The organism is Polaromonas sp. P4_F6, assembly GCF_056401275.1.
The window spans coordinates 233,432-259,044 of sequence record NZ_JBFUJQ010000008.1; the positions used below are offsets into that span (position 1 = coordinate 233,432).

The window sequence follows — 25,613 nt, forward strand, 5'->3', positions numbered from 1 at the left end:
TGTGATGAAGCCTTTCGCCAGCGTGTATTCCACCGTGTTCTCCGCCGTGTTTCTGGCTGCCTGCGCGCAGTCCGCCGCGGCCGCCGCCCCCAGCGCCTGGCCGACGAAGCCGGTGCGCATCATCGTGGGCTTTCCCGGCGGCTCCACACCCGACATGGCGGCCCGCACCCTGGCCGAACCGCTGAGCCGCGCGCTGGGCCAGCCGGTGGTCATCGACAACAAACCCGGCGCATCGGGCAATATCGCGGCCGACCAGGTCGCCAAGGCCACGGACGACCACACGCTGGGCGTCGTCATCAACGGCAACCTGACCTCGGCCAAACTGCTGTATCCCAAGCTACCTTACGACCCAGCCAAAGATTTCACGCCCATCTCGCTGCTGGCCACCGCGCCGCTGGTGCTGGTGGCGCCCGCGAACGAGCCCGGCGGGGCCGACTTCTTCACCGCCGCGCGCCAGGGCGGCGCCCAGTGGAACTACGGCTCGGTCGGCAACGGCTCGGTCGCCCACCTGGGCATGGAGCTGCTCAAAAGCCGCGTGCCCGGCCTCATACCCGTGCACGTGCCCTTTGCCGGCAACCCCCAGGTGGTCACCGCCATGCTGGGCGGCCAGATCCAGATGGCGCTGATCCCGCCCGGCGTGGCCATGCCGCATGTGCGCGCGGGCAAGCTCAAGGCCATAGGCCTGGCCGGGGGACGCTCCTCGCTGGTGCCGGAGGTGCCGCCGCTGGCCGATGCCGGCGTGAGCAAGGTCAACCTTGAGGTGTGGACGGCGCTGATAGGCCCGGCAAACCTCTCCAAAGCCGCACAGGCGCGGCTGGCGCAGGAAGTGCCGCGCATCATCCGCGATGCCGACACCCGGCAAAAACTGTTCAACCAGGGCTGGCAGGCCGTGGGCACCTCGCCCGACGGCCTCAAAAGCCGCGTGAAGGACGAGGCCGCCATCCTGGGCGGCATCATCCAGTCGCGCGGTATCAAGCTGGAGTAAATGATGCCCCCACAGTCGTTCACTGCGTGTAACTCCTTGCCCCCCGAGGGGGCCGCCCGCCTGCGGTCCGGCAAAGCCGGTTCCGCGGCTCATGCTGGGCTTAAGAGTTCGGGGAGTACAACCAGTGGGGGCCGCGGGACTGGCTTTGCCAGACCGCAGGCGCCGCCCCCTCGAGGGGGGAACAGGCTACACGCAGTGAGCCTGGACGGGGGTGCAACTTGATCACTGAACCCGCGCGCAGCCTGCCCATCTACGGCGAATTTGACGTCGTTGTGATTGGTGGCGGCCCGGCCGGCCTGGCCGCCAGCGTCAGCGCTGCACGGCACGGCGCGCGCACCTTGCTGGTGGAGCGCTACGGTTTCCTGGGCGGCATGGGCACGGCCGGCGGTGTCACCAATTTCGCGGGCCTCTATGGCCGCAAGAACGGCGAAATGCGGCAGGTGGTGCGCGGCGTTGCCGACGAGCTGCTGCAGCGCATAGACACGTTGGGTGGCCTGAACGCGCCGCAGGACGGCATGCAGGGCCGCATACGCGTGCGATCCTACGACGTGTCGGCCTACAAATGCGCGGCCGACCAGTTGCTGGTGGCCGCCGGCGTGCACATCCTCTTTCATGCCTGGGCCGCGGCCGTGGTGATGGAGGGCGATCGCATCAACGCCCTGGTGGTGGAGACCAAATCCGGCCGCCAGGCCATACGCGCCACGCGCTTTGTCGACTGCTCGGGCGACGCCGACGTGGCGAACTTCGCGGGCGTGCCTTTCGAGCTCGGCGACGGCCACGGCAGCGCGCTGTTTCCCTCGACCATGTTCCGCGTCGGCCATGTCGACGCACAGCGTGCGCTGGCGGCCGTCGGCGAATTCAAGGCCATCAACACCCTGATGGCCGAAAGCCAGGCGCGTGAGCCGGGCCGCTACAAGTTTCCGCGCGAGGGCGCCATCTTGAGGCCGCAGAAGAACCCGGCCGAATGGCGCGCCAACGTCACGCAGATCCGCAACGCCCAGGGCACGGCCATGGATGCCACCGACGCACGGCAACTGAGCGAGGGCGAACTCGAAGGCCGGCGCCAGATCACCGAATTTTTCCGTTTCCTGCGCAATGAGGTACCGGGCTTCGCGGATTCCGCCATCGTGGACATCGCGCCCCAGGTCGGCATACGCGAGACGCGCCGCATCCAAGGCCTGTATGCGCTGAGCGGCGAAGACATCCTCTCCTCGGCCCGCTTTGACGACGCCATAGGCATCAACGCCTGGCCCATGGAGCTGCATGCCGACGGCCGCATCGACTGGCAGTTTCCGCGCAACGTCGACGCCGCGCAGGGCCGCGCCTACAACGAGCTGCCCTGGCGCATGCTGGTGCCCCAGGGCCTGGCCAACCTGCTGGTGGCCGGGCGCTGCGCCTCGATGACGCACGAGGGCCAGTCGGCCGCGCGCGCCAGCGGCGGCTGCTTTGTGATGGGCCAGGCGGCCGGCACGGCGGCGGCCGTGGCGGGCGCAGGCCGGAGTTTTGCAGAGACCGACGTGAGGCGGCTGCAGCAGCTGCTCACGCAGGACGGCGTGTATTTCGACAACGACGGCGATCTTTAACCAAAGAAGGACACCATCATGGACATGATGCCCCCTCCCGCCCACGGCCAGAGCGCAGTGCCGGGCGGCGCCGCGCGCAAGGCTTTTTATGAGGCCATTTCGGCGCACAGCATGACGCCGCTCTGGGAAGTGCTGCATGCGCTGGTGCCGCAGTCGCCGAACACGCCCTGCCGGCCGGCGCTGTGGAAATATGCCGACGTGCGTCCCTTCCTGATGCAGTCGGGCGAGCTGATCACCGCCGAAGAAGCGGTGCGCCGCGTGCTGATCCTGGAAAACCCCGGCCTGCGCGGGCAATCCTGCATCACGCAGTCGCTCTACGCCGGCCTGCAGGTCATCCTGCCCGGTGAAATCGCGCCCAGCCACCGCCACACGCAAAGCGCGCTGCGTTTTGTCGTCGAAGGCCACGGCGCTTTCACCGCCGTCGACGGCGAGCGCACGCTGATGAAGCCCGGCGACTTCATCATCACCCCCAGCTGGACCTGGCACGACCACGGCCATGAAGGCCGCGTCGAGTCCGACGCGCCCGTGGTCTGGCTGGACGGCCTGGACATTCCCATGCTGCGCTTTTTCGACGCGGGTTTTGCCGAGAACGGCGGCGCCAAACAGCAGGAAGTCACCAAGCCCCTGGGTATCAGCAGCCACCGCTATGGCGCCAACATGCTGCCGGTGCGCTACGACGCGCCCTTCGGCCAGACCTCGCCCATCTTCAGCTATCCCTACGAGCGCACGCGCGACACCCTGCACCAGCTGGAAACCCATGGCGACATCGACGCCTGGGACGGCGTCAAGCTGCGTTATGTGAACCCGGCCACGGGCGGCTCGCCCATGCCCACCATGGCGACCTTTATGCAGCGCCTGCCCGCCGGCTTTGCCGGCAAGCCCTGGCGCCAGACCGACGGCGCCGTGTTCAGCGTGGTCGAGGGCTCGGGCTCGGTCGACATCACACAGGGTGGCGAAACCCGGACCTTTGAATTCGGCCCGCGCGACCATTTTGTGATTCCGTCGTGGCACACTGCGCAATTGCGTTCGGCGCAATCTTGTGTGCTGTTCAGTTTTTCAGACCGCCCGGTGCACCAGGCCCTGGGCATACACAGAGAAGAAAGGTTGTCATGAGTTTTGTCATCACCCCACCGGCCACGGTGTCCGTCCCCGTCGTCGGCAGCAAAGAGCGGTTTCCCGTGCACCGCATTTACTGCGTGGGCCGCAACTACGAAGAGCACGCCAAGGAAATGGGCTTTACCGGCCGCGAGCCGCCCTTCTTCTTCCTGAAACCGGCCGACGCCATCGTCGCGGTGGAGGCCGGCAGCACCGGCACCATCCCCTACCCGAGCCTGACCAAAAACCTGCACCATGAGATCGAGCTGGTCGTGGCCATAGGCACGGGCGGCAAAAACATCAAGGCCGCCGACGCGCACAAACACATCTACGGCTACGCCGTGGGCCTGGACATGACGCGCCGCGACCTGCAGGGCGAGATGAAAAAACAGGGCCGCCCCTGGTGCATAGGCAAGGCCTACGACCACTCCGCACCCATAGGCCCGATCACGCCCGCGGCCCAGGCCGGCGACGTGAACCATGCCGAGCTGTATATCCAGGTCAACGGCACGGACCGCCAGCGCAGCAATGTGTCCAAGCTGATCTGGAACATCGCCGAAACCATTGAGCACCTGTCGACCGCCTGGGAGCTGCAGCCCGGCGACCTGATTTACACCGGCACGCCCGAAGGCGTGGCGGCGGTGGTCTCGGGCGACACCATGGTCGGCAGCGTGGCCGGCCTGGGCACGCTGACCGTCAAGGTCGCATAAGCACACCTTTACCCATGTCCGCGCCCACACCACAGGCAGCGGCGACAAGCATGAACGGCCGCCTCGCGCGGCCGTTTTTCATGGCCGGCGGTTTGCGCGATGAACGCGCATCTGTTTTAATCACCGCGCAAATACCCTGGCCTCTTCGGGTAAGCCGCCTGACCGGATGAAGCCGCAATTCTGATAATCGGCCCATGCGGTTCCAGGGAACACCCCGAAACCATGTTCTGCTTTTCGGAGACCTTTCTTGAAAATCCTTGAAAACCTGTCGAAGCTGAGCGCCATCCTGGCCGGGCTGTTGATGACGGCGATCACGCTGCTGACCTGTGTCAGCATCATTGGCCGCGAAACCTTGGGCAAAACCGTTCCAGGCGACTTTGAGCTGGTCGGCCTGGCTACCGGCGCGGCCGTAGGCCTGTTCATGCCCCTGTGCCAGTTGCAGCGCGGCAACATCATCGTCGACTTTTTTACCGCACGCGTGCCGCATCGCGTCAATACGCAACTGGACCGGCTGGGAGCCCTGCTCCTCGGCCTGTGCTTTGTGCTGCTGGCCTGGCGCGCCGGGCTCGGTGGCCTGAACTCGTGGCAGACCAACTCCAGCACCATGCTGCTGGGTGTTCCGGAGTGGTACGCCTACGTCACCATGGTGCCGGGCTTTTTGCTGACCGCGGTGATTGCCCTGTGTCAGGCGGTCTTTGGTTTCCGGGCCGAGCCGGAGATTCCGGCATGAGCGGCCTTTCCATCGCGGGCTTTGTCCTTGTTCTGATGTTCGTGCTGATGGCATTGCGCACGCCGATCGCCATCAGCATGTTCCTGGCGGGCTCCGTGGGCTACGTCATGCAGACCGGCTGGGGCCCGTTTGCCAATTTCATGAACAGCATGGCGTTCGCGCGCTTTGCCAGTTATGACCTGTCGGTGATCCCGCTCTTTATCCTGATGGGCCAGTTCGCCACGCAAGGCGGCATCAGCAAATCCCTGTTCGAGTTCACCGCGGCCATCACCGGCCGGCTCAAGGGCGGGCTGGCCATGGCCGCCGTGATGGCCAGCGCGGCTTTCGGCGCGATTTGCGGATCTTCCGTCGCCACCGCGGCCACCATCACGGGAGTGGCCTTGCCTGAAATGAAACGCCACGGCTATTCGGGACGCCTTGCCACCGGCACGCTGGCCACCGCCGGCACGCTCGGCATCCTGATCCCTCCGTCCGTGCCGCTGGTGATCTACGCGATCCTGACCGAGCAAAACATCGCCAAGCTGTTTCTCGCCGCCACCATCCCCGGCATCCTGGCGATGCTGGGCTATATGCTGGTGATCGCCGTCTACGTGCGTGTGGTGCCGGGTCATGCGCCGGAGGTATTGAAGAACCCGCCGAAAATGAACACGCGACTGATCATTGGGCTGGCACCGATTGCCGCCGTGTTCACGCTCGTGTTTGGCGGCATTTACGGCGGCTTCTTCTCGCCAACCGAAGGCGCGGCCGTGGGTGCGGCCACGGCCTTCCTGGCGGCGCTGGCCAAGGGCGAGATGACCTGGGAGAAGTTCAAGCACTGCTTTTACGGCACCGCCACCAGTTCAGCCATGATTTTCCTGATCTTCATCGGCGCCGACATCATGAACTCGACACTGGCGCTGACGCAGATACAGCACCAGCTGGTCGGGCTGATCGCCAGCTGGAACCTGGCGCCGATCTGGGTCATGGTCGCCATCGTGGCACTGCATCTCCTGCTGGGCATGGTGACCGAGGAGCTTTCCATCATCCTGCTGACCATCCCGATCTTTTTCCCGGTCGTGATGGGCCTGGATTTCGGCATGCCCAAGGAGTCGCTGGCCATCTGGTTCGGCATCCTGATCCTGATGGTGGTCTCCTTCGGCCTCCTGGTCCCGCCCATGGGGCTGAACGTTTACGTGGTCAACGGCATGGCCAGGGATGTACCGCTCAGCGAAAGTTTTCGCGGCGTGCTGCCCTTTCTCGTCAGCGACCTGATCCGCATCGTGTTGATGCTGGCCTTTCCGGGCATTGCCCTCTGGCTGGTGAAGTTCATGAATTGACCTCCGCGCCGCATTCAAGGGAATTCACCGGTTCAGCCTGTCCGGGTTTCGTATAACGTCGAATCATCTTTACCAATGGAGACTTCCATGATCCACCGCCGCACACTTTTGAAGACCGGCGCCGCCGCCGCCCTGGGCGCACCGGCCCTCTCCAGCCTGGCCCAGCAGGCCGTGACCCTGAAGTTCCACACCTTCATGTCGCCAACCTCCAATGTCTGGCTGGCCATGCACAAGCCCTGGATGGAAAAAGTCGAAAAGGAATCGGGCGGGCGCATCAAGTTCGAGGGCTACCCGGCCATGCAACTGGGCGGCACGCCCGTGCAGCTCTACGACCAGGTCAAGGACGGCGTGGTCGACGTGGTTTGGACCCTGCCGGGCAACACCGCCGGGCGCTTTCCGCGCATCGAGGTGTTTGAGCTGCCTTTCATCATGTCCAACGCCGAAGCGACTTCCAAGGCCTATTGGGAATACGTGCAGACCGTCGCGCCGGACGAGTTCAAGGACACCCAGGTGCTGGCGCTGCAGGTGCACGGCCCCGGCGTGATCCACACGGTGGACAAGCCCGTCAAATCGATCGCCGACATGCGCGGCCTCAAGCTGCGCGCGCCCACCCGCCAGGTGACCAAACTCATGGGCGTGCTGGGCGCCACGCCGGTCGGCATGCCGCTGCCGCAGATTCCCGATGCGCTGAGCAAGGGCACCATCAACGGCTGCGTGATTCCCTGGGAGGTCGTGCCTTCGGTCAAGGTCAACGAACTGACCAAGTTCCACGCCGAGTTCGACCCCGCCGGCGGCAGCCTCTACACCACCACCTTTGTGATGGCCATGAACAAGGCCAAGTACAACTCGCTGGCGCCCGAGCTCAAAAAAGTCATCGACAACAATTCCGGCATGGCGACCTCGGCCTGGCTGGGCAAGGTGCAGCAGGGCAACGACGTGCCCGGCCGCAAGACCGCCAGCGACCGCGGCAACACGATTTACACCGTGAGCGCCGCCGAAGCCCAGGACTTCCGCCGCAAGTCGCGCACGGTGGAAGTCGAGTGGGTGGAAGACATGAACAAAAAAGGCTTCGACGGCAAGAAGCTGCTCGACACGGCACGCGGCCTCATCGAAAAGCACACCAAGACGACCAAGGCCTGAGCCCCGTCGGCGTTTAGGCGCACACCCACAAAAACCGGGCCAAGAGCCCGGTTTTTTTTATGGCCTTGAGCGCCCGGTCCACCGAGTTGCCCATCCGCGAGCAGGGGATTGCCGAAAGCAGCGCGCAAAGTTCCCGCCCGGCGACTACATTCACACGCGCTCAAGCACCATTCACAACACAGCAACAACTCAAGGGGAACTTCATGCCGCGTCCTTTCACTTTCAGGCATCTCGCCCTCAGCGTCCTGCTGGCGGGCTCCGCGCTCAGCGCCTTGGCCGCCGGCCCCATGGTCAAGACCCAGGCGCCGGGCTACTACCGCGTCATGCTCGGCGACTTTGAAGTCACCGCGCTGTCCGACGGCACTGTCAAACTGCCGGTCAAGGACCTGCTGACCCGCACCACGCCGGCCAAGGTCGATGCGGCCCTGAAACGCGCCTTCCTGGACGACAAGGTGGAAACCTCGGTCAATGCCTACCTCATCAACACCGGCAGCAAGCTGGTGTTGATAGACACCGGTGCCGCGGGCCTCTTCGGCCCCACGCTGGGCAGCCTGCAGGCCAACCTCAAGGCGGCCGGTTACCAGCCCGAGCAGGTCGATGAGATCTACATCACCCATATGCACCCCGACCATGTGGGCGGCCTGGTGGTGGGCGGCGCCGTCGCCTTTCCCAATGCCATCGTGCGCGTGGACAAGGCCGACGCCGATTTCTGGCTCGACGAAGCCAAGATGAACGCGGCGCCCAAGGAGTCGCAAGGCTTCTTCCAGGGTGCGATGGCTTCCATCAAGCCCTATGCTGCAGCCGGCAAGCTCAAGACTTTTGAGGGCCGCACCGAGCTTGTGCCCGGCATCAGCGCGCAACCGACACACGGCCACACGGCCGGCCACAGCGTGTATGTGGTGGAAAGCAAGGGCGAGAAGCTGGTGCTGTGGGGCGACCTGATGCATGTGGCGGCTGTCCAGTTCGACGATCCCGGCGTCACCATCAAGTTCGACAGCGATTCCGCACCGGCCGCCAAAGAGCGGGCCCTGGCCTATGCCGCAGCGGCCAAGGGCGGCTACCTGGTCGGCTCGGCCCACATCGCCTTCCCGGGCCTGGGCCATGTGCGCAAGGCGGCCGGCAAGGCCTACGCCTGGGTGCCGCTCAACTATTCCTCGCTCAAATAGGCGAGCCCTGAAGGCGGCCGCGTGCCCAGGCGGCGTGGGCCGGGCACGAAGCCGCTACACTCATTTGATGCACCGCCTTCCCCTGAAACACTGCCGCGTCTGCGGCACCGCCGTGGCCTACAGGCTGCCGGATGACGGCGACACCAAGGAGCGCGCGGTCTGCCCGGCCTGCAACACCGTCCACTACGAAAACCCGCTGAATGTGGTTGGCACCGTGCCCACCTGGGGCGAGGACGGCGCGCAGGTGCTGCTCTGCAAACGCAACATCGAACCGCGCTGGGGCAAATGGACCTTGCCCGCCGGTTTCATGGAACTGGGCGAAACCACCGCCGAAGGCGCGGCCCGTGAGACCGATGAAGAGGCCGGCGCGCAATTTGAAATGCTGGGTCTTTTCACCGTGATGAACGTGGTGCGCGTCGGCCAGGTCCATCTGTTTTACCGGGCACGGCTTTTGAGCACCGAGTTCAATCCCGGCCACGAAACCATAGAGGCACGGCTGTTCACCGAAGCCGAAATTCCCTGGGACGAGATCGCCTTCAAGACGGTCAAGGAAACGCTGGAACGTTATTTTGAAGACAGGCGCAAGGGCGCCTTTGGCATCCATACCGCCGACATCGCCTGAGTGCTGACGGAGCGCGCAGCCCGTCCCGGCAGACCCGGTAGAATTTCCCGCATACCGGCGAATGCCCCACCAGGCCTTCGCTTTCACCCGGCCCCGCGGCCAGGCTCTTTTCCCTGTCTCCCACACCCTCCCCGGAATCCATGTTCAATACCGCGATCTTTTTCCGCATTGCCGATGATTTTGTGTTGCCGCCCCTGGAGGCACTGGAAGAAATTTTCCAGTCCCACCGCTTTGTGCCCTGCGGCGCGACCGAGCCGGAGTCCAGCGGCTGGGTGCCGCCGCGCGGCAATAAAAGCACCGTGCTGCTCGAGAGCGTAGGCCGCTCGGTGATCGCGCGGCTGTGCACCGAGCGCCGGCCCGTGCCCTCCTCGGCCGTCAAGGCAGCGGTGGACGAACGCATAGAGAAGTACAAGGAAGAAACCGGCCGCGAGCGCGTGGGCGCCAAGATCAAAAAAGAGTTCAAGCAGGAAGTCATGCTGGACCTGCTGCCGCGCGCCTTCACCAAACGATCCACCACCACGCTGTGGATAGACCCGGTGAACAAATTCCTGGTGGTCGATTCCGGCAATCTCACGGGCGCCGACAAAGTGATCAGCTACCTGGTGGAGGCGCTCAGCGAAATCCCCGGCGCCCTGCCCGGCCTCAAGGCCAGCCCCATACAGACGCAGATGTCGGCCGCCGCCGCGATGTCGCACTGGCTGTCGACGCGCGAAGCGCCCTACAACTTCACCGTGGACCGCGACTGCGAACTCAAGACGCCCGACGACCAGAAGGCCACGGTGCGCTATTCGCGCCACACCCTGGACATCGACGAGGTGGCCCAGCACATTGCCGCCGGCAAGCTGCCCACGCAGCTGGCCATGACCTGGAACGAGCGCGTGTCCTTTGTGCTCACCGAAACCGCGCAGCTCAAAAAACTCAAGCTGCTCGACGTGGTGCTGGACGGTGTGCAGGAAAGCGGCAAGGACGACGACGGTTTTGACACCGACGCGGCCATCATCACCGGCGAGCTGTCCTCGCTGATCCCCGATGTGCTGGATGCGCTGGGCGGCGAACTGGGCGAAGGCGAGGCCGCTGCCGGGCAGGCCACGGCGGCCGAACCGGTGCCCGAGCCGGCCTAAAACCGCACGCCGTCTTCCTCCAGGAGGCGCAGCATGCTGTCCAGGTGCGCCCGCGCACTCGCGGGGTCGCCCACCCGCATCTGCTCGTAGGCGCGCTGCGCCACCTCATGCGGAATGCCGCGCAGCGGCCGCCCCGTGCTCATGGCCTTGAGCTGGACTTCGGCGGCGCGCTCCAGGTAATACAGGTCATCCCAGGCTTCGGCCACCGTGGGACCGGTCACGATCACGCCGTGGTTCTTGAGAAACACCACGTCGGCGTCGCCCAGCGTGGCGCTGATGCGGTCGCCCTCGGAGTTGTCGAGCGCCAGGCCGTTGTAGTGCTCGTCAACCGCGACGCGCCCGTAGAACTTCAGCGCGGTCTGGCCCAGCCACAGCAGCGGCGGACCTTCCAGCATGCTGAGCGCCGTGGCATTGGGCATGTGGGTATGAAAGGCGACGCGCACGCGCGGCTGCAGGCGGTGCAGGCGCGCATGGATGAAAAACGCGGTCGCCTCGGGCTGGCCTTCGCCGTCCAGCACATTGCCGTCAAAGTCACAGACCAGCAGGCGCGAAGCGGTGATTTCCCGGAAGGCATAACCGTAGGGGTTCACGAAGAACAGGCCCTCATGGCCCGGCACGAGCGCGGAGAAGTGGTTGCAGATACCTTCTTCCAGGCCGAACCTGGCCGCGAGCTGGAAGCAGGCGGCCAGCTCCATGCGGGTTTGCCGGACGGCGGCTGAAGACAGGTCCAGACGCCGGCTCTTTGCCGCAGGCGCCGCCACTGAAAGGGTATGGGCCATCTGAAAATCTCCTTGGTATTTACCAGCCGAGCTTCTGGAACAGGCCCAGCACCTGGTCCAGCGTGGACAGTGTTGCATCGGGCGTGTAGTCCGGCAAGGGGGCCCTGACGCCGCGGTCTATCCACACGCATCGAAACCCGATGTCGCGTGCCGCCGCGTGGTCGAGGTGCGGGCTCGCGCAGATGTGCACGACGTCGTCCTTGCCGACCCCGAGTTCGGCATGGGCGTAGTCGAACAAGCGCCGGGCCGGCTTGTAGGCACCGGCCAGCTGGGCCGTGATGACGCGGTCTATGGTCCCGCCCAGTTGCGCCACATTGCCGGCGATGATGTCGTCGTCCGTGTTGGAAACGATGCAGAGCCTGAAGCCAAGCGCCTGGAGCCGCTTCAGCGTGGCGACGACCTCGGGAAAAGGCGGCATCGCGCCTATGCCGTCCGTCAGGATGCGGCCGTCGTCCGCACCGCTGCGCAGGCCCAGCGCCTCGAGTGCCATGCGCAGCGACTGGCCGGAGACCTCGCGGAACGAACGGTGCGGCTTTTCCTGCTCAAGCTGGTGCTCGTAGCGGTCGTGTAGCGAGATCAGGCTTGCGGGATCGACATCGGGCGCGCCCTTGAACCGCAGGATTTTCCCGACCGCCGCCCGCAGGCCTTCGTCCCACTGGATCAGGGTTCCATAGCAATCAAAAGTGAGCCAGTCCGGCCGGGGTGTGTTTTCAAGTGTCATGTCGGGAACTGTGCGATTCCAGCATGATATTTACAAATTAAATTATTATCTAAGTATCAGTTGATTTATAAATAAGCAATCCATGCTGGATCTCGAACTCCTCAAAACCCTGGTCTGCGTCGTCGACGAGCGCAGCTTCACGCGGGCCGCTGAGCGCGTGCACCGCACCCAGTCCACCGTGAGCCAGCAAATCAGCAAGCTGGAAGACAACGTCGGCCGCGCCCTGCTGGTGCGTGACAGGACAGGCAAGCGCGTCAACCCCACCGAGCATGGCGAGATCCTCGCGGCCTATGCGCGCCGCCTGCTTGCGATTGCTCAGGAGGCCGAAGACATGCTGTCAGCCCCCACGGTGCTGGCGCCGGTGCGCGTGGGCGTGCCCGAGGACTTCAATGCGCAGCGCATGTCGGCGATGCTGTCGGACTTCCTGGCCCTCCACCCGGGCACACGACTGGACACCGTGAGCGGCATGAGCACAGACCTGCACCACAAGCTGCACCTGGGCGAGATCGACATCGCGCTGGTCAAGCGGGAACCCGGCAGCGGAGAATGCATCGCGTCCTGGCCTGAATCCCTGGTATGGGTCGCAGGGATAGCCGCCATGCACAAAGAAGAAGAGGTGCCGCTAGCGGTGTTTCCGCAAGGCTGCGTCTACCGGCAGCGCGCCATCCGGGCGCTGGACAAGATCGGCAAACGCTGGCGCGTGGTGTTTGGCAGCCACAGCCTCACCGGCATACAGGCCGCCGTCGCGTCGGGCTTGGGCATCAGCGTGCTGCCGACGACGGCCGTCCTGCCGGGGCATCGCGCGCTGGGCGAGGCGGACGGGTTCCCGCCGTTGCCGGCCACCGAGCTGGCCTTGGTCTCTTCGCCCATGCCCCTGAACACTGCGCAACGCCAGCTGGTCGCATTTCTTGCCGACTCCATCGGAAAATAAACAAAACAGGCAGCCGCACGCTCAGGGTTTTCCGGGGGATTGAAAACACGCAGCAGCGGCGCTAGCTGATCCAACAAGTGCCGGCAAACAGGCCTTCGCACATCAACACCCACCCAAGCCCATGAACCCCAGCACCAAACCCCAACACATCGGCATCGTCGGCTGCTCCGCGGAAGGCGCGGCGCTTTGTTACCAGACCATCTGCACCGAAGGCGCCAAGCTGCTGGGCCCGCATGCCCATCCCGAGGTATCGCTGCACACGCCTTCGCTCTCCGACTACATGGCCTGCATTTACCAAAACGACTGGCGTGGCGTAGGCGAGATCATGCTGGCCTCGGCCCATAAGCTCAAGGCAGCGGGTGCCGATTTCCTGATCTGCCCCGACAACACCATTCACCAGGCCTTCGCTCACGTTGAAGCGCGCTCGCCCCTGCCCTGGCTGCACATTGCCGAGGTCGTCGCCGCGGAGGCCGCGCAGCGCGGTTTTCTGCGCCTGGGCATCACCGGGACCCGCTGGCTGGTGGACAGCGAGGTCTACCCTGAAAAACTCCGCGCGCGCGGGCTGGACTACCTGCGGCCCACCGACGCCGAACGCGACGAGATCAACCGCATCATCATGGACGAGCTGGTGTGCGGCGTGTTCAAACCCGAGGCGATCACCTGCTTCCAGCAAGTCATGTCGCGCATGAAAGGCGCTGGCTGCGATGCCGTCGTGCTGGGCTGCACCGAGATTCCGCTGATCATGAGCGACGCGAACTCGCCCTTGCCGACCCTGGACTCGACACGCCTGCTGGCGCGGGCCGCGCTTCGCCGGGCGGTGCAAGGCGCTGCCGCCGCGGCGTAATCGCAAGCAGAAACAAAAAAGCCGGTTAGCGTTAGCTAACCGGCTCTCTGCTGGTTTTAATGGTCGGTGTGAAAGGATTCGAACCTTCGACCCCTTGCACCCCATGCAAGTGCGCTACCAGGCTGCGCCACACACCGACAAGCCTTAGATTATAGCCTGCTGCAAAGCACTTCTCAGTGGTTGTTGCTCAGGAGATCACGGATTTCGAACAACTCGCGGCGCACCAGCAGCAACCTTTGCTGCGCGGCAGCCCCTGTGGGCAGGTCTGCGCCCTCGGGTTCGCTGTCTTCAAAGTCGGCGTGGTCGGTGGAATCCTCAAAATCCTCGAGCAGCGAATCGCCGCCTTCAAGCACTTCAACACCGTCGAGCATGACCTCTCCGTTGCGGCGCTTGTCGCGTTCGATCTGGACGATTTCCTGCAGCTTGTTGCGCGCGCCGCTGATCGTGAAGCCCTGGTCGTAGAGCAGGTCGCGGATGCGCCGGATCATGAGCACCTCATGGTGCTGGTAGTAGCGCCGGTTGCCGCGCCTTTTCATCGGGCGCAGCTGCGTAAACTCCTGCTCCCAATAACGGAGCACGTGAGGTTTGACGCCGCACAAATCGCTGACTTCACCGATAGTGAAATAGCGTTTCGCCGGAATGGGTGGAAGAGTTTTCTCCAATTAAATCAATGCGCTAAGGAGGAAACCTCCAAATCTACTCTAAGTCGAAAGTTAGCGCAAAGAGTTGCTTGGCTTTTTTGAAATCTGTTGCTCCGTCACACAAGTAACACGAAGTTACCAACTCATCGCTGCGGTGCAATAAGACGGGTGTCTGTGCTACCGGAGCGCGGCCCAGCTTATTCGGCCGGGTTTTCGCCCTGGATCTGGTCTTTGAGCTTGTGGCTGGCGTGGAAAGTGACCACGCGGCGGGCCTGGATGGGGATGGCTTCGCCGGTGCGGGGGTTGCGGCCGGGGCGCGGCGCCTTGGTACGGATCTGGAAATTGCCAAAACCGGAAATTTTTACATCATTTCCGTCCACCAGGCTGTCTGAAATCAGGTCGAAAAACGCGTCGATCATGTCTTTCGATTCGCGTTTGTTGAGCCCGATCTGCTCAAACAGCAATTCGGCAAGGTGCGCCTTGGTCAGCGCCGGGGTCTCCAGGCTTTCTACAGAAAATTCCATGCGGCAGTGCTCCTGGCGTTTTTTATTTTGGAAGGTTCGTGGAAGCCTCAGGCACGCAGTCGCGCCCCGAGTTGACCCTGCAGATTCGCGAGAACCGCCTGAACGGCCGCCTCAATCTCCTCGTCGGTCAGTGTAGCGGTGTCACTCGAAAGCACCAAGCGCACGGCCAGGCTTTTTTCACCCAGTTGCATGCTGGCGCTGGCCTGCTGCGGCCTGTAGACGTCAAACAAGGTGGCGTCCTTGAGCAGGCCTTGCGTGGCCGCGCCGTGGATGGCCGCCATGAGTGCGGCGTGCGTGGCGCCCTCCGGCACGATGACGGCGATGTCGCGCTCCACGGGTTGCAGTTTGCTGACCGGCTTGAACTCAGGCACCGGGCGCTGCAGGACTGCGTCCAGTTCGAGCTCGAACAGCAACGGCGCCTGGGCCAGGTCATAGCCCTGGCGCCACTGCGGATGCAACTCGCCCACAAAGCCTATGGCCTTGCCGCCCACCGACACGCTGGCGCAGCGGCCGGGGTGCATGGCGGGATGCGCGGCGGGCGCAAAGACCGCCTGGAGCGGCGCGAGCAAAGCCTCGACATCGCCCTTGACGTCAAAGAAATCCACCGCCTTGTCGGACTGGCTCCAATTGAGGGCGGCCCGCGGCCCGTAGGCCAGGCCGGCCACGCGCATGGGCTGGTTGAAGCCGGCTACGCTGGTGTCGGTGTTCTGGGCCTGGGCATCGCGCAGGAAAACACGGCCCAGCTCAAACACGTTCACGCGGGAGGCCTTGCGGTCCAGGTTGAACTTGAGCACCTGCAGCAGCGAGCCCAGCAGCGAGGAGCGCATGACGCTCATCTGGCTGGCGATCGGGTTGAGCAGCTTGATGGGGTTAGCGTTGCCGGCGAGTTCGTGCTCCCAGCGCTCCTCCACAAAACTGAAGTTGATGGTTTCCTGGTAACCCAGCGAAGCGAGCGCGCGGCGCACGGCAAAGGGGCTGCGCTCGGCCTCAAGACGCAGCCGCGCCGTGATGGGCGCCAGCGGCGGCATGTCGGGCAACTGCTGGTAGCCCACCATGCGCACCACCTCTTCGATGAGGTCTTCCTCGATCTGCAAATCAAAACGGTAGCTGGGCGGCGTCACCGTGAGGGTGCCCTCGCCTTGCGTCACCGGCAAGCCCAGGCGCTGGAGCGCGTCCAGGCATTGCGCCTGCGTCAGCGGCATGCCGATCACCTTGGCGGCACGCGCCACGCGCAGCGTAACGGGCGCCGCCTTGGGCACGTTGACCTGCTGGTCGTCCATGGGGCCGCACACGGTTTGCGGCGTGCCGCAGATGTCGATGATCAGCTGGGTGATGCGCTCGATGTGCTCCACGGTCTGGCCGGAGTCAACGCCGCGCTCGAAACGATGGCCTGCATCGGTCGAGAAGTTGTAGCGGCGCGAACGGCCGGCGATGGACTTGGGCCACCAGAAAGCGGCTTCCACGTAAACATGTTTCGTGTCGTCGGACACCGCGGTGGCGTCGCCGCCCATGATGCCGGCCAGGGACTCAACCTGGGCATCGTCGGCGATCACGCCAACCTTTTCGTCGACCGTCACGGTATTGCCGTTGAGCAGCTTGAGCGTCTCGCCGGGCTTGCCCCAGCGGACGTCGAGCCCGCCGTGGATCTTGTCGAGGTCAAAGATATGCGAGGGGCGGCCCAGCTCGAACATCACGTAGTTGGAGATATCGACCAGCGCGGTCACGCTGCGCTGGCCGCAGCGCGCCAGGCGGTCCACCATCCATTGCGGCGTGGCGGCTTTGGTGTTGACGTTGCGCACCACGCGACCCGAAAAGCGGCCGCAGAGATCGGGGGCGCTGATCTTGACCTGCACTTTGGTGGCATCGACCGCAGCCACGGCCGGGATGGACGGTGTGTGCAGCGGCGCGCCGGTGAGCGCGGCGACTTCGCGCGCGACGCCGTAGACGCTCAGGCAATGCGCGAGGTTGGGCGTGAGCTTGAGGGTGAACAGGGTGTCGTCCAGCCGCAGGTGCTCACGGATGTCCTGGCCCAGCGGCGCATCGGCGGCCAGTTCGAGCAGGCCGCCGTGGTCTTCGGAGAGCTTGAGTTCGCGCGCCGAGCACAGCATGCCCTGGCTTTCGACGCCGCGCAGCTTGCCGACCTTGATCAGGAAAGGTTTGCCGTCTTCGCCGGGCGGCAGTTCGGCGCCGACCAGGGCACAGGGCACCTTGATGCCGACGCGGGCGTTGGGCGCGCCGCAGACGATGTTGAGCAGGCGGCCCTGCCCCACGTCGACCTGGCAGACGCGCAGGCGGTCGGCATCAGGATGCTGCACGGCCTCCTTGATTTCACCAACGACGATCTTGGTGAAGGGCGGTGCCACGGGCTTGAGCTCTTCGACCTCCAGGCCGGCCATGGTGAGGGTGTCGGCGAGCTGCTGGGTGTTGAGCGGCGGGTTGCAGAATTCGCGCAACCAGGATTCTGGGAATTGCATGGTGAGACCTTGTTGTTCTTGTTCTTGTGGCTTATGACTGGAACTGCGAGAGGAAGCGGATGTCGCCGTCGAAGAACAGGCGCAGGTCATTGACGCCATAGCGCAGCATGGTCAGGCGGTCCGGGCCCATGCCGAAGGCAAAGCCGATGTATTTCTCGGGGTCCAGGCCCATGTTGCGCACCACGTTCGGGTGCACCTGGCCGGAGCCGGCCACTTCCAGCCAACGGCCGGCGAGCGGGCCGGTCTGGAACTGGATGTCGATCTCGGCGCTGGGCTCGGTGAAGGGGAAAAAGCTGGGCCTAAAACGCAGCACCAGGTCGTCGCTTTCAAAGAAGGTGCGGCAGAAATCGGTGAAGACGAACTTGAGGTCCTTGAAGCTCACGTTCTCGCCTATCCACAGGCCTTCGCACTGGTGGAACATGGGCGAGTGGGTGGCGTCGCTGTCGACGCGGTAGGTGCGGCCCGGCGCGATGACGCGGATCTCAGGCATGCGRCCGCCGGCATCAATCAGGGCGCGGTGTTTTTTGACATGCTGCACCGCATAGCGGATCTGCATGGGGCTGGTGTGGGTGCGCAGCAGGTTGGGCGCGGCCTCGGTGCCGCCTTCGACGTAAAAGGTATCGTGCATGGACCGCGCCGGATGGTCTTCCGGCGTGTTGAGCGCGGTGAAGTTGAACCAGTCGGTCTCGATCTCGGGACCCTGGGCCACGTCGAAACCCATGGAGCCAAAAATGCCTTCGATGCGCTCCAGCGTCAGCGACACCGGATGCAGGCCGCCCTGCACGCGCTGGCGGCCGGGCAGGCTCACGTCAAGCGCTTCGGCTTTGAGCTGCTTTTGCAGTTCGGCATCGGCCAGCGCCTGGCGGCGCGCGTTCAGCGCTGCCTCAATGGCCTGCTTGGCCAGGTTGATGGCGGCGCCGCGGGATTTTTTCTCTTCCACGCTGAGGGCCGCCATGCCCTTCATCAACTCGGTCACGCGGCCGGTCTTGCCCAGAAACTGCGCTTTGGCGTTTTCCAGGTCAGCGGGCGTATTGGCCTGCGCAAAGCTGGCCTGGGCGCTGCTGACCAGTTCTTGGAGGGCATCAGGTTGGGTCATACGTTCTCTTGTTCGAAATACAAAACGGCAAAGGCGCTTTCGGCAGCACTCGCATCACGCCAGCTGAGAGTAAGCACTGCGGAAAAAACCATAAAAAAGGGCCAGAGCCTTTTCAAGCTCCAGCCCTTATTTTCTTGCGTAGGCAGTGATTGAATAGCGTCAATACTGCCTGGCCTGAAAATCAGGCGGCCAGCTTGGCTTTCACCTGTTCAACGATGGCGCCGAAAGCAGCGCTGTCATTGATGGCCATGTCGGACAGAACCTTGCGGTCGATCTCGATGCCGGCTTTCTTCAGGCCGTTGGCGAACTGGCTGTAGGTCAGGCCGAATGAACGGCTTGCAGCATTGATACGGGCGATCCACAACTGGCGGAACACGCGCTTCTTGGTACGGCGGTCACGGTAGGCATATTGCCCGGCCTTCATTACCGCTTCTTTGGCGATACGGAAGACATTGCCGCGGCGGCCGCGGAAACCTTTTGCAAGGGTTAAAACTTTTTTGTGGCGGGCGCGAGCCGTTACACCACGTTTGACGCGAGGCATGTGTGTACTCCTTGTTCGTCGTTAATTAAATGCCCTGGCCTGGGAGCATCTGTGCCATGTGACCCATATTGGTCTCATGGACAGTCACCGCACCACGCAGATGGCGTTTGTTTTTGGTGGTCTTCTTGGTCAGGATGTGACGTTTGAAGGCTTGGCCGCGCTTGACGGTACCACCCGGACGAACGCGGAAACGCTTTTTAGCGCCGCTCTTGGTCTTCATTTTGGGCATGTAAATGCTCCTTTTCATTTGTGCTCGTGAGGCGCTGCGAACCTTCCGCAGACTTGATGGCCCCGAGCCACTTGTCAGTGGCGGGTAATGACACCTGCCACTGCCGGCGGATGTTTTGCAACATCCGCTGGTCGCAACGGGTTTGACCCCGCCACTTTCGGAAAACAGGCTTGTCGCCTACCCTCACAGGAAACGCCTTGCGGCATCCCCTCAAAGGTCCGCCGGATCAATCCGGCAAACCCGTATTTCTTCTGGCTACCCTCAGGCCGTGGCCGAAGGCGCCGGTGCTGCCGCAGTTTCCGCAGCCGGCTTGCCGCCGGGCTTCTTGCGGCCCGGCGCGATCATCATGACCATCTGCCTGCCTTCAAGCTTGGGGAACTGCTCCACCACAATCAAATCCGCCAATTCGTCGCGAATCCGCGCCAGCAGGGCCAAGCCCAGTTCCTGGTGCGTGATTTCGCGACCGCGAAAGCGCAAGGTGATCTTGCACTTGTCGCCCTCTTCCAAAAAGCGCTTGATGTTGCGCAATTTGATGTTGTAGTCCCCATCGTCAGTGCCGGGCCGGAATTTGACTTCCTTGATCTCGATCACTTTTTGCTTGGACTTCGCTTCCGCCGCTTTCTTCTGCTCGGCGTACTTGAACTTGCCGTAATCCATCAACCGGCACACGGGCGGAACCGCCGTGGGGGAGATTTCAACAAGGTCAACGTCGGCTTCACCTGCCAGGCGCAAGGCCTCCGCGATGCTGACAATGCCTAAAGGCTCGTTGTCCGGCCCGGTCAGACGCACTTCGGGGGCCATGATTTCACGGTTCAAGCGGTGCTTGCGTTCTTCACGGTGACGGCGGTCACGAAATTCAGTAGCGATGGTTCTATCCTTTAACTCTTGCTATAAAAGCTATAGCGGCTTGCGCCCGTCCCACAAGGACGAGAAGCTCAATCCCAGCAAACTCTGGCGAGTTTGTCGGCGATTCAGGCTTTTTGTGCGATGTCAGAGGCGATTTGCCGGGCAAACGCATCGAGAGGCATCACTCCAAGGTCTTTGTTACCCCGGGCGCGCACTGCAACGGATCCGGCTTCCTTCTCCTTGTCGCCCACGACCAGGATGTAAGGCAGCTTTTTCATCGAGTGCTCCCGTATTTTATACGTAATTTTCTCATTGCGCAGGTCCAGGTTGACCCTAAGCCCTTGATTTTGCAGCGTTTTGGCAACTTCCCGGGCATATTCGGCCTGGGAATCGGTGATATTGAGGACCGAAACCTGCTCTGGGGCCAGCCAGGTCGGCAGCGCGCCGGCATGTTCCTCGATCAAAATCCCGATAAACCGCTCCAGGCTGCCCACAATCGCGCGGTGCAGCATCACCGGCCGGTGGCGGTTTCCGTCCTCGCCGACGTATTCGGCATCCAGGCGCTCCGGCATCGAAAAATCGACCTGCATGGTGCCGCACTGCCACTGGCGGCCTATGGCGTCCTTCAGCGTGTACTCGATCTTGGGGCCGTAAAACGCGCCGTCGCCGGGGGCGATCTCAAACTCGCAGCCGGACGCGCGCAGGCTTTCCATCAGCGCGTGCTCGGCCCTGTCCCAGCTTTCATCCGAGCCGATTCGTGCCTCGGGGCGCGTGGCGACCTTGTAGATGATGTTCTTGAAGCCGAAATCGGCGTACACCTTTTGCAGCAGGGTGGTGTAGTCCACACATTCCTTGAGGATCTGGTCCTCGGTGCAGAAGATATGGCCGTCGTCCTGCGTAAAGCCGCGCACGCGCATGATGCCGTGCAGCCCGCCCGAAGGCTCGTTGCGGTGGCACTGGCCGAATTCGCCGTAGCGCAGCGGCAGGTCGCGGTAGCTCTTGATGCCCTGCTTGAAAATCAGGATGTGGCCGGGGCAGTTCATGGGCTTGAGCGCGTATTCGCGCTTTTCGCTCTCGGTCGTGAACATGTTGTCGCGGTATTTGTCCCAGTGGCCGGTTTTCTCCCACAGCGTCTTGTCGATGATCTGCGGGCCCTTGACCTCCTGGTAGCCGTTGTCCTGGTAGACCTTGCGCATGTACTGCTCCACGCCTTGCCAGACCGTCCAGCCCTTGGGGTGCCAGAACACCAGGCCGGGCGCATGGTCGTCGATGTGGAACAGGTCCAGTTCCTTGCCGAGCTTGCGGTGGTCGCGTTTTTCGGCCTCCTCCAGCATCGTCAGATATTGCTGGAGTTCATCCTTGGTGGCCCAGGCCGTGCCGTAGACGCGTTGCAGCATCTCGTTGCGGTGGTCGCCGCGCCAGTAGGCGCCGGCCACTTTCATGAGCTTGAAGAATTTCAGCTTACCCGTGCTGGGCACGTGGGGGCCGCGGCACAGGTCTTCAAAAGCGCCCTCGCGGTAGAGCGAGACGTCCTCATTGGCCGGAATGCTGGCGATGATTTCGGCCTTGTAGTGCTCGCCTATGCTCTTGAAGTAGGCCACGGCCTCATCGCGCGGCAGCACGCGGCGCGTCACCGGCTCGTCCTTGGCCGCAAGCTCCGTCATGCGTTTTTCGATCGCGACCAGGTCTTCCGGCGTGAACGGGCGTTTGTACGAAAAGTCGTAGAAAAAGCCGTTTTCAATCACCGGGCCAATGGTGACCTGCGCATCCGGGAACAACTCCTTCACGGCATAGGCCAGCAAGTGGGCCGTGGAGTGGCGGATCATCTCCAGCCCGTCGGCATCCTTGGCCGTGATGATGGAAACCGCGCTGTCCTTGGCGATCAGGTAGCTGGTGTCCACCACCTTGCCGTCGACCTTGCCGCCCAGGGCGGCCTTGGCCAGGCCGGTGCCTATCGAGGCGGCGACTTCGGCGACCGTGACGGCTTGCGGGTATTCGCGCTTGGAGGCATCGGGGAGCGTGATCTGGATCATGGGATGAATTTTTAGGAGAAATGGGAAAACAAAAAAGCGCGGAACATGCCGCGCTTTGATGGAGGGGTATTTGGATTTAAGCTATGAATGATGTAGCTAACAATCACCAAGGGGTGCGGACTAGCGCCCTGGATGACTCCAGAAAACGGACGAGGGCCTAGTTCGCGGTGTCATAACCCGAACGATCCTTCCTGTTTCCAGTTTGATTGATTGCATGCGCGTATTTTACGGCAGGTTGGCTGGGCGCCGCCCACACCGCGCATTTGGCGGTCATGAAGCGCTATTGCGGCGAGCTCGGCGGCAGAAAACCCAGGCCAAGGCAACGCGGGCATTCGGTGATGACGGTCTGCTTCTCGACCTCGAAATGTTCGTTGATGTTTTCGCTCTCGATGCGCAGTTCACCGGAACCCTCGCAATCGGGACAGGCAATACGCTTGAAACCCACGGTTAAGTCCGACACGGCAGCCCCTCCAGTTGATATTCAAAGTCGTGTTCTATGTAACAGACTGCACTCTACGCCAAAAAGCACCCGCAAAAAAGCCCGGACAGGCCCTAAGTTCCTGTCCGGGCTGAAAGCTGCGCCCGTGAAGGCTCCAGCATCTGGGTAAGCGTTGGAGTGAAAGCAGTTCAGTGGAACTGCTCTTCTTCGGTGGAACCGGTCAGCGCGGTCACGCTGGACTTGCCGCCCTGGATCACCGTGGTGACTTCGTCGAAGTAGCCGGTGCCAACTTCCTGCTGGTGCGACACAAAGGTGTAGCCGCGGTCGCGCGCCGCGAATTCAGGCTCCTGAACCTTCTCGACATAGGCCGACATGCCGCGTTTGACGTAGTCCTGGGCCAGGTCGAACATGTTGAACCACATCGAATGGATGCCGGCCAGGGTGATGAACTGGTATTTGTAGCCCATCGCGCCCAGCTCCTTCTGGAACTTGGCAATGGTTGCGTCGTCGAGGTTTTTCTTCCAGTTGAAGGACGGCGAGCAGTTGTAGGCCAGCAATTTGCCGGGGTGCACCTTGTGCAYGGCTTCGGCGAACTTCCTGGCGAACTCCAGGTCGGGCGTGCCGGTTTCGCACCACACCAGGTCGGCGTAGTGGGCGTAGGCGATGGCGCGGCTGATAGCCTGGTCAATGCCTTTTTTCGTCTTGTAAAAGCCTTCGGACGTGCGCTCGCCGGTGATGAAAGGCTTGTCGTTTTCGTCGTAGTCGCTGGTCAGCAGGTCGGCCGCTTCGGCGTCGGTGCGGGCAATCACCAGCGTGGGCACGCCGCAGACGTCGGCGGCCATGCGGGCTGCCACCAGTTTTTGCACGGCTTCGGCCGTAGGCACCAGCACCTTGCCGCCCATGTGGCCGCATTTCTTGACCGAGGCGAGCTGATCTTCCCAGTGCACGCCGGCGGCGCCGGCCTTGATCATGGCCTTCATCAGTTCGAAGGCGTTGAGCACGCCGCCGAAACCGGCTTCTGCATCGGCCACGATGGGCGCAAAGTTGTCGATGTAGCCTTTGTCGCCGGCGTCTATGCCCTTGGAGTGCTGGATCTCGTCGGCGCGGCGGAAGGTGTTGTTGATGCGCTCAACCACGGTGGGCACGGAGTCGACCGGGTACAGCGACTGGTCGGGGTACATGGAGGCATAGCTGTTGTTGTCGGCGGCGACTTGCCAGCCCGAGAGGTAAATCGCTTTGACACCGGCCTTGACCTGCTGCATGGCCTGGCCGCCCGTGAGCGCACCCAGGCAGTTCACATAAGGCTCGTTGTTGACCAGGTTCCAGAGTTTTTCGGCGCCGCGGCGTGCCAGCGTGTGTTCAATCGGGAAGGAACCGCGCAGGCGCACCACGTCGGCCGCGCTGTAACCGCGCTTGATGCCCTTCCAGCGGGGGTTGGTGGCCCATTCTTTTTCGAGGGCGGAAATCTGCTGGTCGCGGCTCAGTTGTTCAGTCAGGGTTTGTGGCATGGTGGGCTCCTTGAGTTGAAAGAATTGAAGAAGAGAAAAAGTGGTGACTGCGATGGACTCACTTTAAGTCTTCTACAAGACTTTGTGAAGCTCTTATGTCTTATATAAGACAAAAATAAAATTCAATAAAATCAACAAACTATTAATAAAATATCGCAATACAAAATCATATTTCTCGGATTGAGAAATATTTGCGCAGCGCAGCATTTACGATTTTTGTATTGTGAAATTAATTTATTGGATCGTGAAATATGCGGCGCTGCCCGCGCAGGGCGAAAACGGCGCAGCGGCAGCGCGCTTGAGCCAGGAGCAAAAAAGGGCCTGGGCGCTTGCAGCAGGCGCCCTGAAATTCAGGCCTGGCGGCCGGTGCGGTGCAGCACCCAATCGCCACCGGCAATGACGGGTTTGCCCAGGGTGCGCTCCGGCGAAATTTCATAGAGCACACACAGCAGTTCGCGCGCCGGCGTCGTGTCCAGTTGCACCATCACTTCGCGCTTGGCGTATTCACCGGTTTGCTGCGGCCAGACCTCTTCGATCTCATCGAGCACCCGCTCCAGTTCGGGGCTGACGGCATAGACCTCGCCGTGCACAACACCCGTCCCGCCCAGCACCAGGCCCGGGTAGCTTCCCAGGTGATGCATGACACCGGCCACCCGGGCCTGCCCCACCCACTGCGGCGCGGGCCGCAGGCGGTTGATGTCCCGCTCTTCCCCTTTGCGCAGGGTGCCGTAGACAAAAACATGGCGGGTGGCGGGAGCGTTCATCGCTTGGAATCCTGGGTATCGGAAGGTGGGGAGATCCGGTCCGAAAAAACTAAGGCATGATTTCGGCCTGCGCCGGCATCCCCTGCCGGCCTGTGCAACCGACGGGCCGCAGAGCCGCTGCAACAGGAACTCCCAGTTTAATGAACCGCATTGTGGCTTACACCTGTCTCGGGCTCAGCATGTCCTTGGTGGGCAGCTATGTGGCGTTGTCCAAGCCCCTGGTCGCCGCCCTGCCCGTCTTCTTGCTCGCCTGGCTGCGTTTTGGCATAGGGGGCGCGGCCATGCTGCGCTGGCTCAAAAAACCGGCTGAAGAGGCTCCCATGAGCCGGCAAACCACCCGCCTGCTGTTCCTGGAGTCCTTCCTGGGCAACTTCCTGTTTTCCCTCTGCATGCTGTTCGGCGTGAGCATGACCAGCGCCGTCGCGGCCGGCGTGATCATGGCGTCCATCCCGGCCGCCGTCGCGCTCATGAGCTGGCTCTTCCTGCGCGAGCGCATCAGCCTGCGGGTATGGGGCGCGGTGGCTTGCGCCGTGGCCGGCATCGCGCTGGTATCGCTGGCCAAAAATCCATCGGCGGGGCACGCAGCCGCGGGGCCGCAAACCGGCCTGGCGCCAAGTTATGCCTGGCTGGGCAACCTGCTGCTGGTGGGCGCGGTCCTGTGCGAGGCCTTCTATGCGGTGATCGGCAAGAAGCTGACCGGCGTGCTGAGCCCCAAACGCATTTCGGCCCTGATCAACCTCTGGGGTTTTGCGCTCGTCACGCCGCTGGGCCTGTG

At 63.0% G+C, this 25,613-nt stretch carries 26 protein-coding genes and 1 tRNA gene; 13 read left to right on the top strand and 14 right to left on the bottom strand.

Translation table 11 applies throughout. The features are described from left to right. The first annotated feature begins 4 nt into the window (after positions 1–4). The 10 genes from AC1DUN_RS18915 (at position 5) to AC1DUN_RS18960 (ending at position 10,468) form a co-directional block, all read left to right on the top strand. Entirely contained in the window at positions 5–985 is a 981-nt protein-coding gene (locus tag AC1DUN_RS18915) for a Bug family tripartite tricarboxylate transporter substrate binding protein (RefSeq protein WP_477715304.1), read from the top strand. A gap of 218 nt (positions 986–1,203) precedes the next feature. Then, positions 1,204–2,568 (top strand): FAD-dependent oxidoreductase, encoded by a 1,365-nt coding sequence (locus AC1DUN_RS18920; protein WP_477715305.1) that lies wholly within the window; start codon positions 1,204–1,206, stop codon positions 2,566–2,568. Positions 2,569–2,586: 18 nt separating this feature from the next. Beyond that, positions 2,587–3,681 carry a gentisate 1,2-dioxygenase gene (gene gtdA, locus AC1DUN_RS18925; RefSeq protein WP_477715306.1) on the top strand — a complete coding sequence of 365 codons (1,095 nt, stop codon included), beginning with the start codon at positions 2,587–2,589 and terminating at the stop codon, positions 3,679–3,681. Then, positions 3,678–4,373 (top strand): fumarylacetoacetate hydrolase family protein, encoded by a 696-nt coding sequence (locus tag AC1DUN_RS18930; RefSeq protein WP_477715307.1) that lies wholly within the window; start codon positions 3,678–3,680, stop codon positions 4,371–4,373. The genes gtdA and AC1DUN_RS18930 overlap by 4 nt, the downstream gene beginning before the upstream one ends. 247 nt (positions 4,374–4,620) lie before the next feature. Next, positions 4,621–5,103 carry a TRAP transporter small permease gene (locus AC1DUN_RS18935; RefSeq protein WP_477715308.1) on the top strand — a complete coding sequence of 161 codons (483 nt, stop codon included), beginning with the start codon at positions 4,621–4,623 and terminating at the stop codon, positions 5,101–5,103. Further along, positions 5,100–6,419 carry a TRAP transporter large permease gene (locus AC1DUN_RS18940; protein ID WP_477715309.1) on the top strand — a complete coding sequence of 440 codons (1,320 nt, stop codon included), beginning with the start codon at positions 5,100–5,102 and terminating at the stop codon, positions 6,417–6,419. The genes AC1DUN_RS18935 and AC1DUN_RS18940 overlap by 4 nt, the downstream gene beginning before the upstream one ends. 87 nt (positions 6,420–6,506) lie before the next feature. Beyond that, positions 6,507–7,559 (top strand): TRAP transporter substrate-binding protein, encoded by a 1,053-nt coding sequence (locus tag AC1DUN_RS18945; RefSeq protein ID WP_477715310.1) that lies wholly within the window; start codon positions 6,507–6,509, stop codon positions 7,557–7,559. Positions 7,560–7,762: 203 nt separating this feature from the next. After that, on the top strand, positions 7,763–8,725 hold the full coding sequence (locus AC1DUN_RS18950; RefSeq protein WP_477715311.1) for an MBL fold metallo-hydrolase: 963 nt from the start codon (positions 7,763–7,765) through the stop codon (positions 8,723–8,725). A gap of 67 nt (positions 8,726–8,792) precedes the next feature. Beyond that, entirely contained in the window at positions 8,793–9,347 is a 555-nt protein-coding gene (locus AC1DUN_RS18955; protein ID WP_477715312.1) for an NUDIX hydrolase, read from the top strand. A 140-nt stretch (positions 9,348–9,487) separates the two neighbouring features. Continuing rightward, the gene (locus tag AC1DUN_RS18960; RefSeq protein ID WP_477715313.1) at positions 9,488–10,468 is read left to right on the top strand and encodes a recombination-associated protein RdgC; all 981 of its coding nucleotides are present in this window, start codon (positions 9,488–9,490) and stop codon (positions 10,466–10,468) included. On the opposite strand, the gene AC1DUN_RS18965 is transcribed toward AC1DUN_RS18960, so the two are convergent. Together AC1DUN_RS18965 and AC1DUN_RS18970 are read right to left on the bottom strand one after the other, a co-directional pair. Then, a complete protein-coding gene (locus AC1DUN_RS18965; RefSeq protein ID WP_477715314.1) occupies positions 10,465–11,247 on the bottom strand; it encodes an aldolase in 783 nt (260 codons plus the stop codon). The two genes, AC1DUN_RS18960 and AC1DUN_RS18965, sit on opposite strands and share 4 nt — an antisense overlap. 19 nt (positions 11,248–11,266) lie before the next feature. Beyond that, a complete protein-coding gene (locus AC1DUN_RS18970; RefSeq protein ID WP_477715315.1) occupies positions 11,267–11,968 on the bottom strand; it encodes an HAD-IA family hydrolase in 702 nt (233 codons plus the stop codon). Positions 11,969–12,050: 82 nt separating this feature from the next. Here AC1DUN_RS18970 and AC1DUN_RS18975 point away from each other — a divergent pair, with 82 nt between their 5' ends. Together AC1DUN_RS18975 and AC1DUN_RS18980 are read left to right on the top strand one after the other, a co-directional pair. After that, positions 12,051–12,899, top strand: a complete 849-nt coding sequence (locus AC1DUN_RS18975; protein ID WP_477663742.1) for a LysR substrate-binding domain-containing protein — start codon at positions 12,051–12,053, stop codon at positions 12,897–12,899. A 121-nt stretch (positions 12,900–13,020) separates the two neighbouring features. Then, the gene (locus AC1DUN_RS18980; protein WP_477715316.1) at positions 13,021–13,743 is read left to right on the top strand and encodes an aspartate/glutamate racemase family protein; all 723 of its coding nucleotides are present in this window, start codon (positions 13,021–13,023) and stop codon (positions 13,741–13,743) included. Between the two features lie 60 nt (positions 13,744–13,803). On the opposite strand, the gene AC1DUN_RS18985 is transcribed toward AC1DUN_RS18980, so the two are convergent. From AC1DUN_RS18985 to AC1DUN_RS19040, 12 genes are all read right to left on the bottom strand, one after another. Then, a tRNA-Pro gene (locus AC1DUN_RS18985) sits at positions 13,804–13,880 on the bottom strand. A 36-nt stretch (positions 13,881–13,916) separates the two neighbouring features. Further along, positions 13,917–14,405: a MerR family transcriptional regulator gene (locus tag AC1DUN_RS18990; protein ID WP_074575302.1), complete on the bottom strand. Its 489-nt coding sequence runs from the start codon at positions 14,403–14,405 to the stop codon at positions 13,917–13,919. Between the two features lie 176 nt (positions 14,406–14,581). Beyond that, positions 14,582–14,959, bottom strand: coding sequence for an integration host factor subunit alpha (locus AC1DUN_RS18995; protein WP_256375431.1), 378 nt, complete (start codon positions 14,957–14,959; stop codon positions 14,582–14,584). After that, a complete protein-coding gene (pheT, locus tag AC1DUN_RS19000) occupies positions 14,956–17,382 on the bottom strand; it encodes a phenylalanine--tRNA ligase subunit beta (protein ID WP_477715317.1) in 2,427 nt (808 codons plus the stop codon). The genes AC1DUN_RS18995 and pheT overlap by 4 nt, the downstream gene beginning before the upstream one ends. A gap of 31 nt (positions 17,383–17,413) precedes the next feature. Then, the gene (gene pheS / locus AC1DUN_RS19005) at positions 17,414–18,478 is read right to left on the bottom strand and encodes a phenylalanine--tRNA ligase subunit alpha (protein WP_413328439.1); all 1,065 of its coding nucleotides are present in this window, start codon (positions 18,476–18,478) and stop codon (positions 17,414–17,416) included. Positions 18,479–18,659: 181 nt separating this feature from the next. Continuing rightward, positions 18,660–19,019 carry a 50S ribosomal protein L20 gene (rplT, locus tag AC1DUN_RS19010; protein ID WP_007870727.1) on the bottom strand — a complete coding sequence of 120 codons (360 nt, stop codon included), beginning with the start codon at positions 19,017–19,019 and terminating at the stop codon, positions 18,660–18,662. Between the two features lie 25 nt (positions 19,020–19,044). Further along, a complete protein-coding gene (gene rpmI / locus AC1DUN_RS19015; RefSeq protein WP_007870723.1) occupies positions 19,045–19,248 on the bottom strand; it encodes a 50S ribosomal protein L35 in 204 nt (67 codons plus the stop codon). Positions 19,249–19,509: 261 nt separating this feature from the next. After that, positions 19,510–20,115, bottom strand: a complete 606-nt coding sequence (infC, locus tag AC1DUN_RS19020) for a translation initiation factor IF-3 (protein ID WP_413328527.1) — start codon at positions 20,113–20,115, stop codon at positions 19,510–19,512. Between the two features lie 104 nt (positions 20,116–20,219). Next, the gene (gene thrS / locus AC1DUN_RS19025) at positions 20,220–22,127 is read right to left on the bottom strand and encodes a threonine--tRNA ligase (RefSeq protein WP_477715318.1); all 1,908 of its coding nucleotides are present in this window, start codon (positions 22,125–22,127) and stop codon (positions 20,220–20,222) included. Positions 22,128–22,407: 280 nt separating this feature from the next. Beyond that, positions 22,408–22,587: a hypothetical protein gene (locus tag AC1DUN_RS19030; protein ID WP_477715319.1), complete on the bottom strand. Its 180-nt coding sequence runs from the start codon at positions 22,585–22,587 to the stop codon at positions 22,408–22,410. Positions 22,588–22,754: 167 nt separating this feature from the next. Further along, positions 22,755–24,074 (bottom strand): isocitrate lyase, encoded by a 1,320-nt coding sequence (aceA, locus tag AC1DUN_RS19035; protein ID WP_477715320.1) that lies wholly within the window; start codon positions 24,072–24,074, stop codon positions 22,755–22,757. 350 nt (positions 24,075–24,424) lie between these two features. Continuing rightward, on the bottom strand, positions 24,425–24,838 hold the full coding sequence (locus tag AC1DUN_RS19040; RefSeq protein WP_477715321.1) for a gamma-glutamylcyclotransferase family protein: 414 nt from the start codon (positions 24,836–24,838) through the stop codon (positions 24,425–24,427). Between the two features lie 140 nt (positions 24,839–24,978). Here AC1DUN_RS19040 and AC1DUN_RS19045 point away from each other — a divergent pair. Next, a partial coding sequence (locus AC1DUN_RS19045) for a DMT family transporter (protein ID WP_477715322.1) occupies positions 24,979–25,613 on the top strand: 635 nt, incomplete at its 3' end.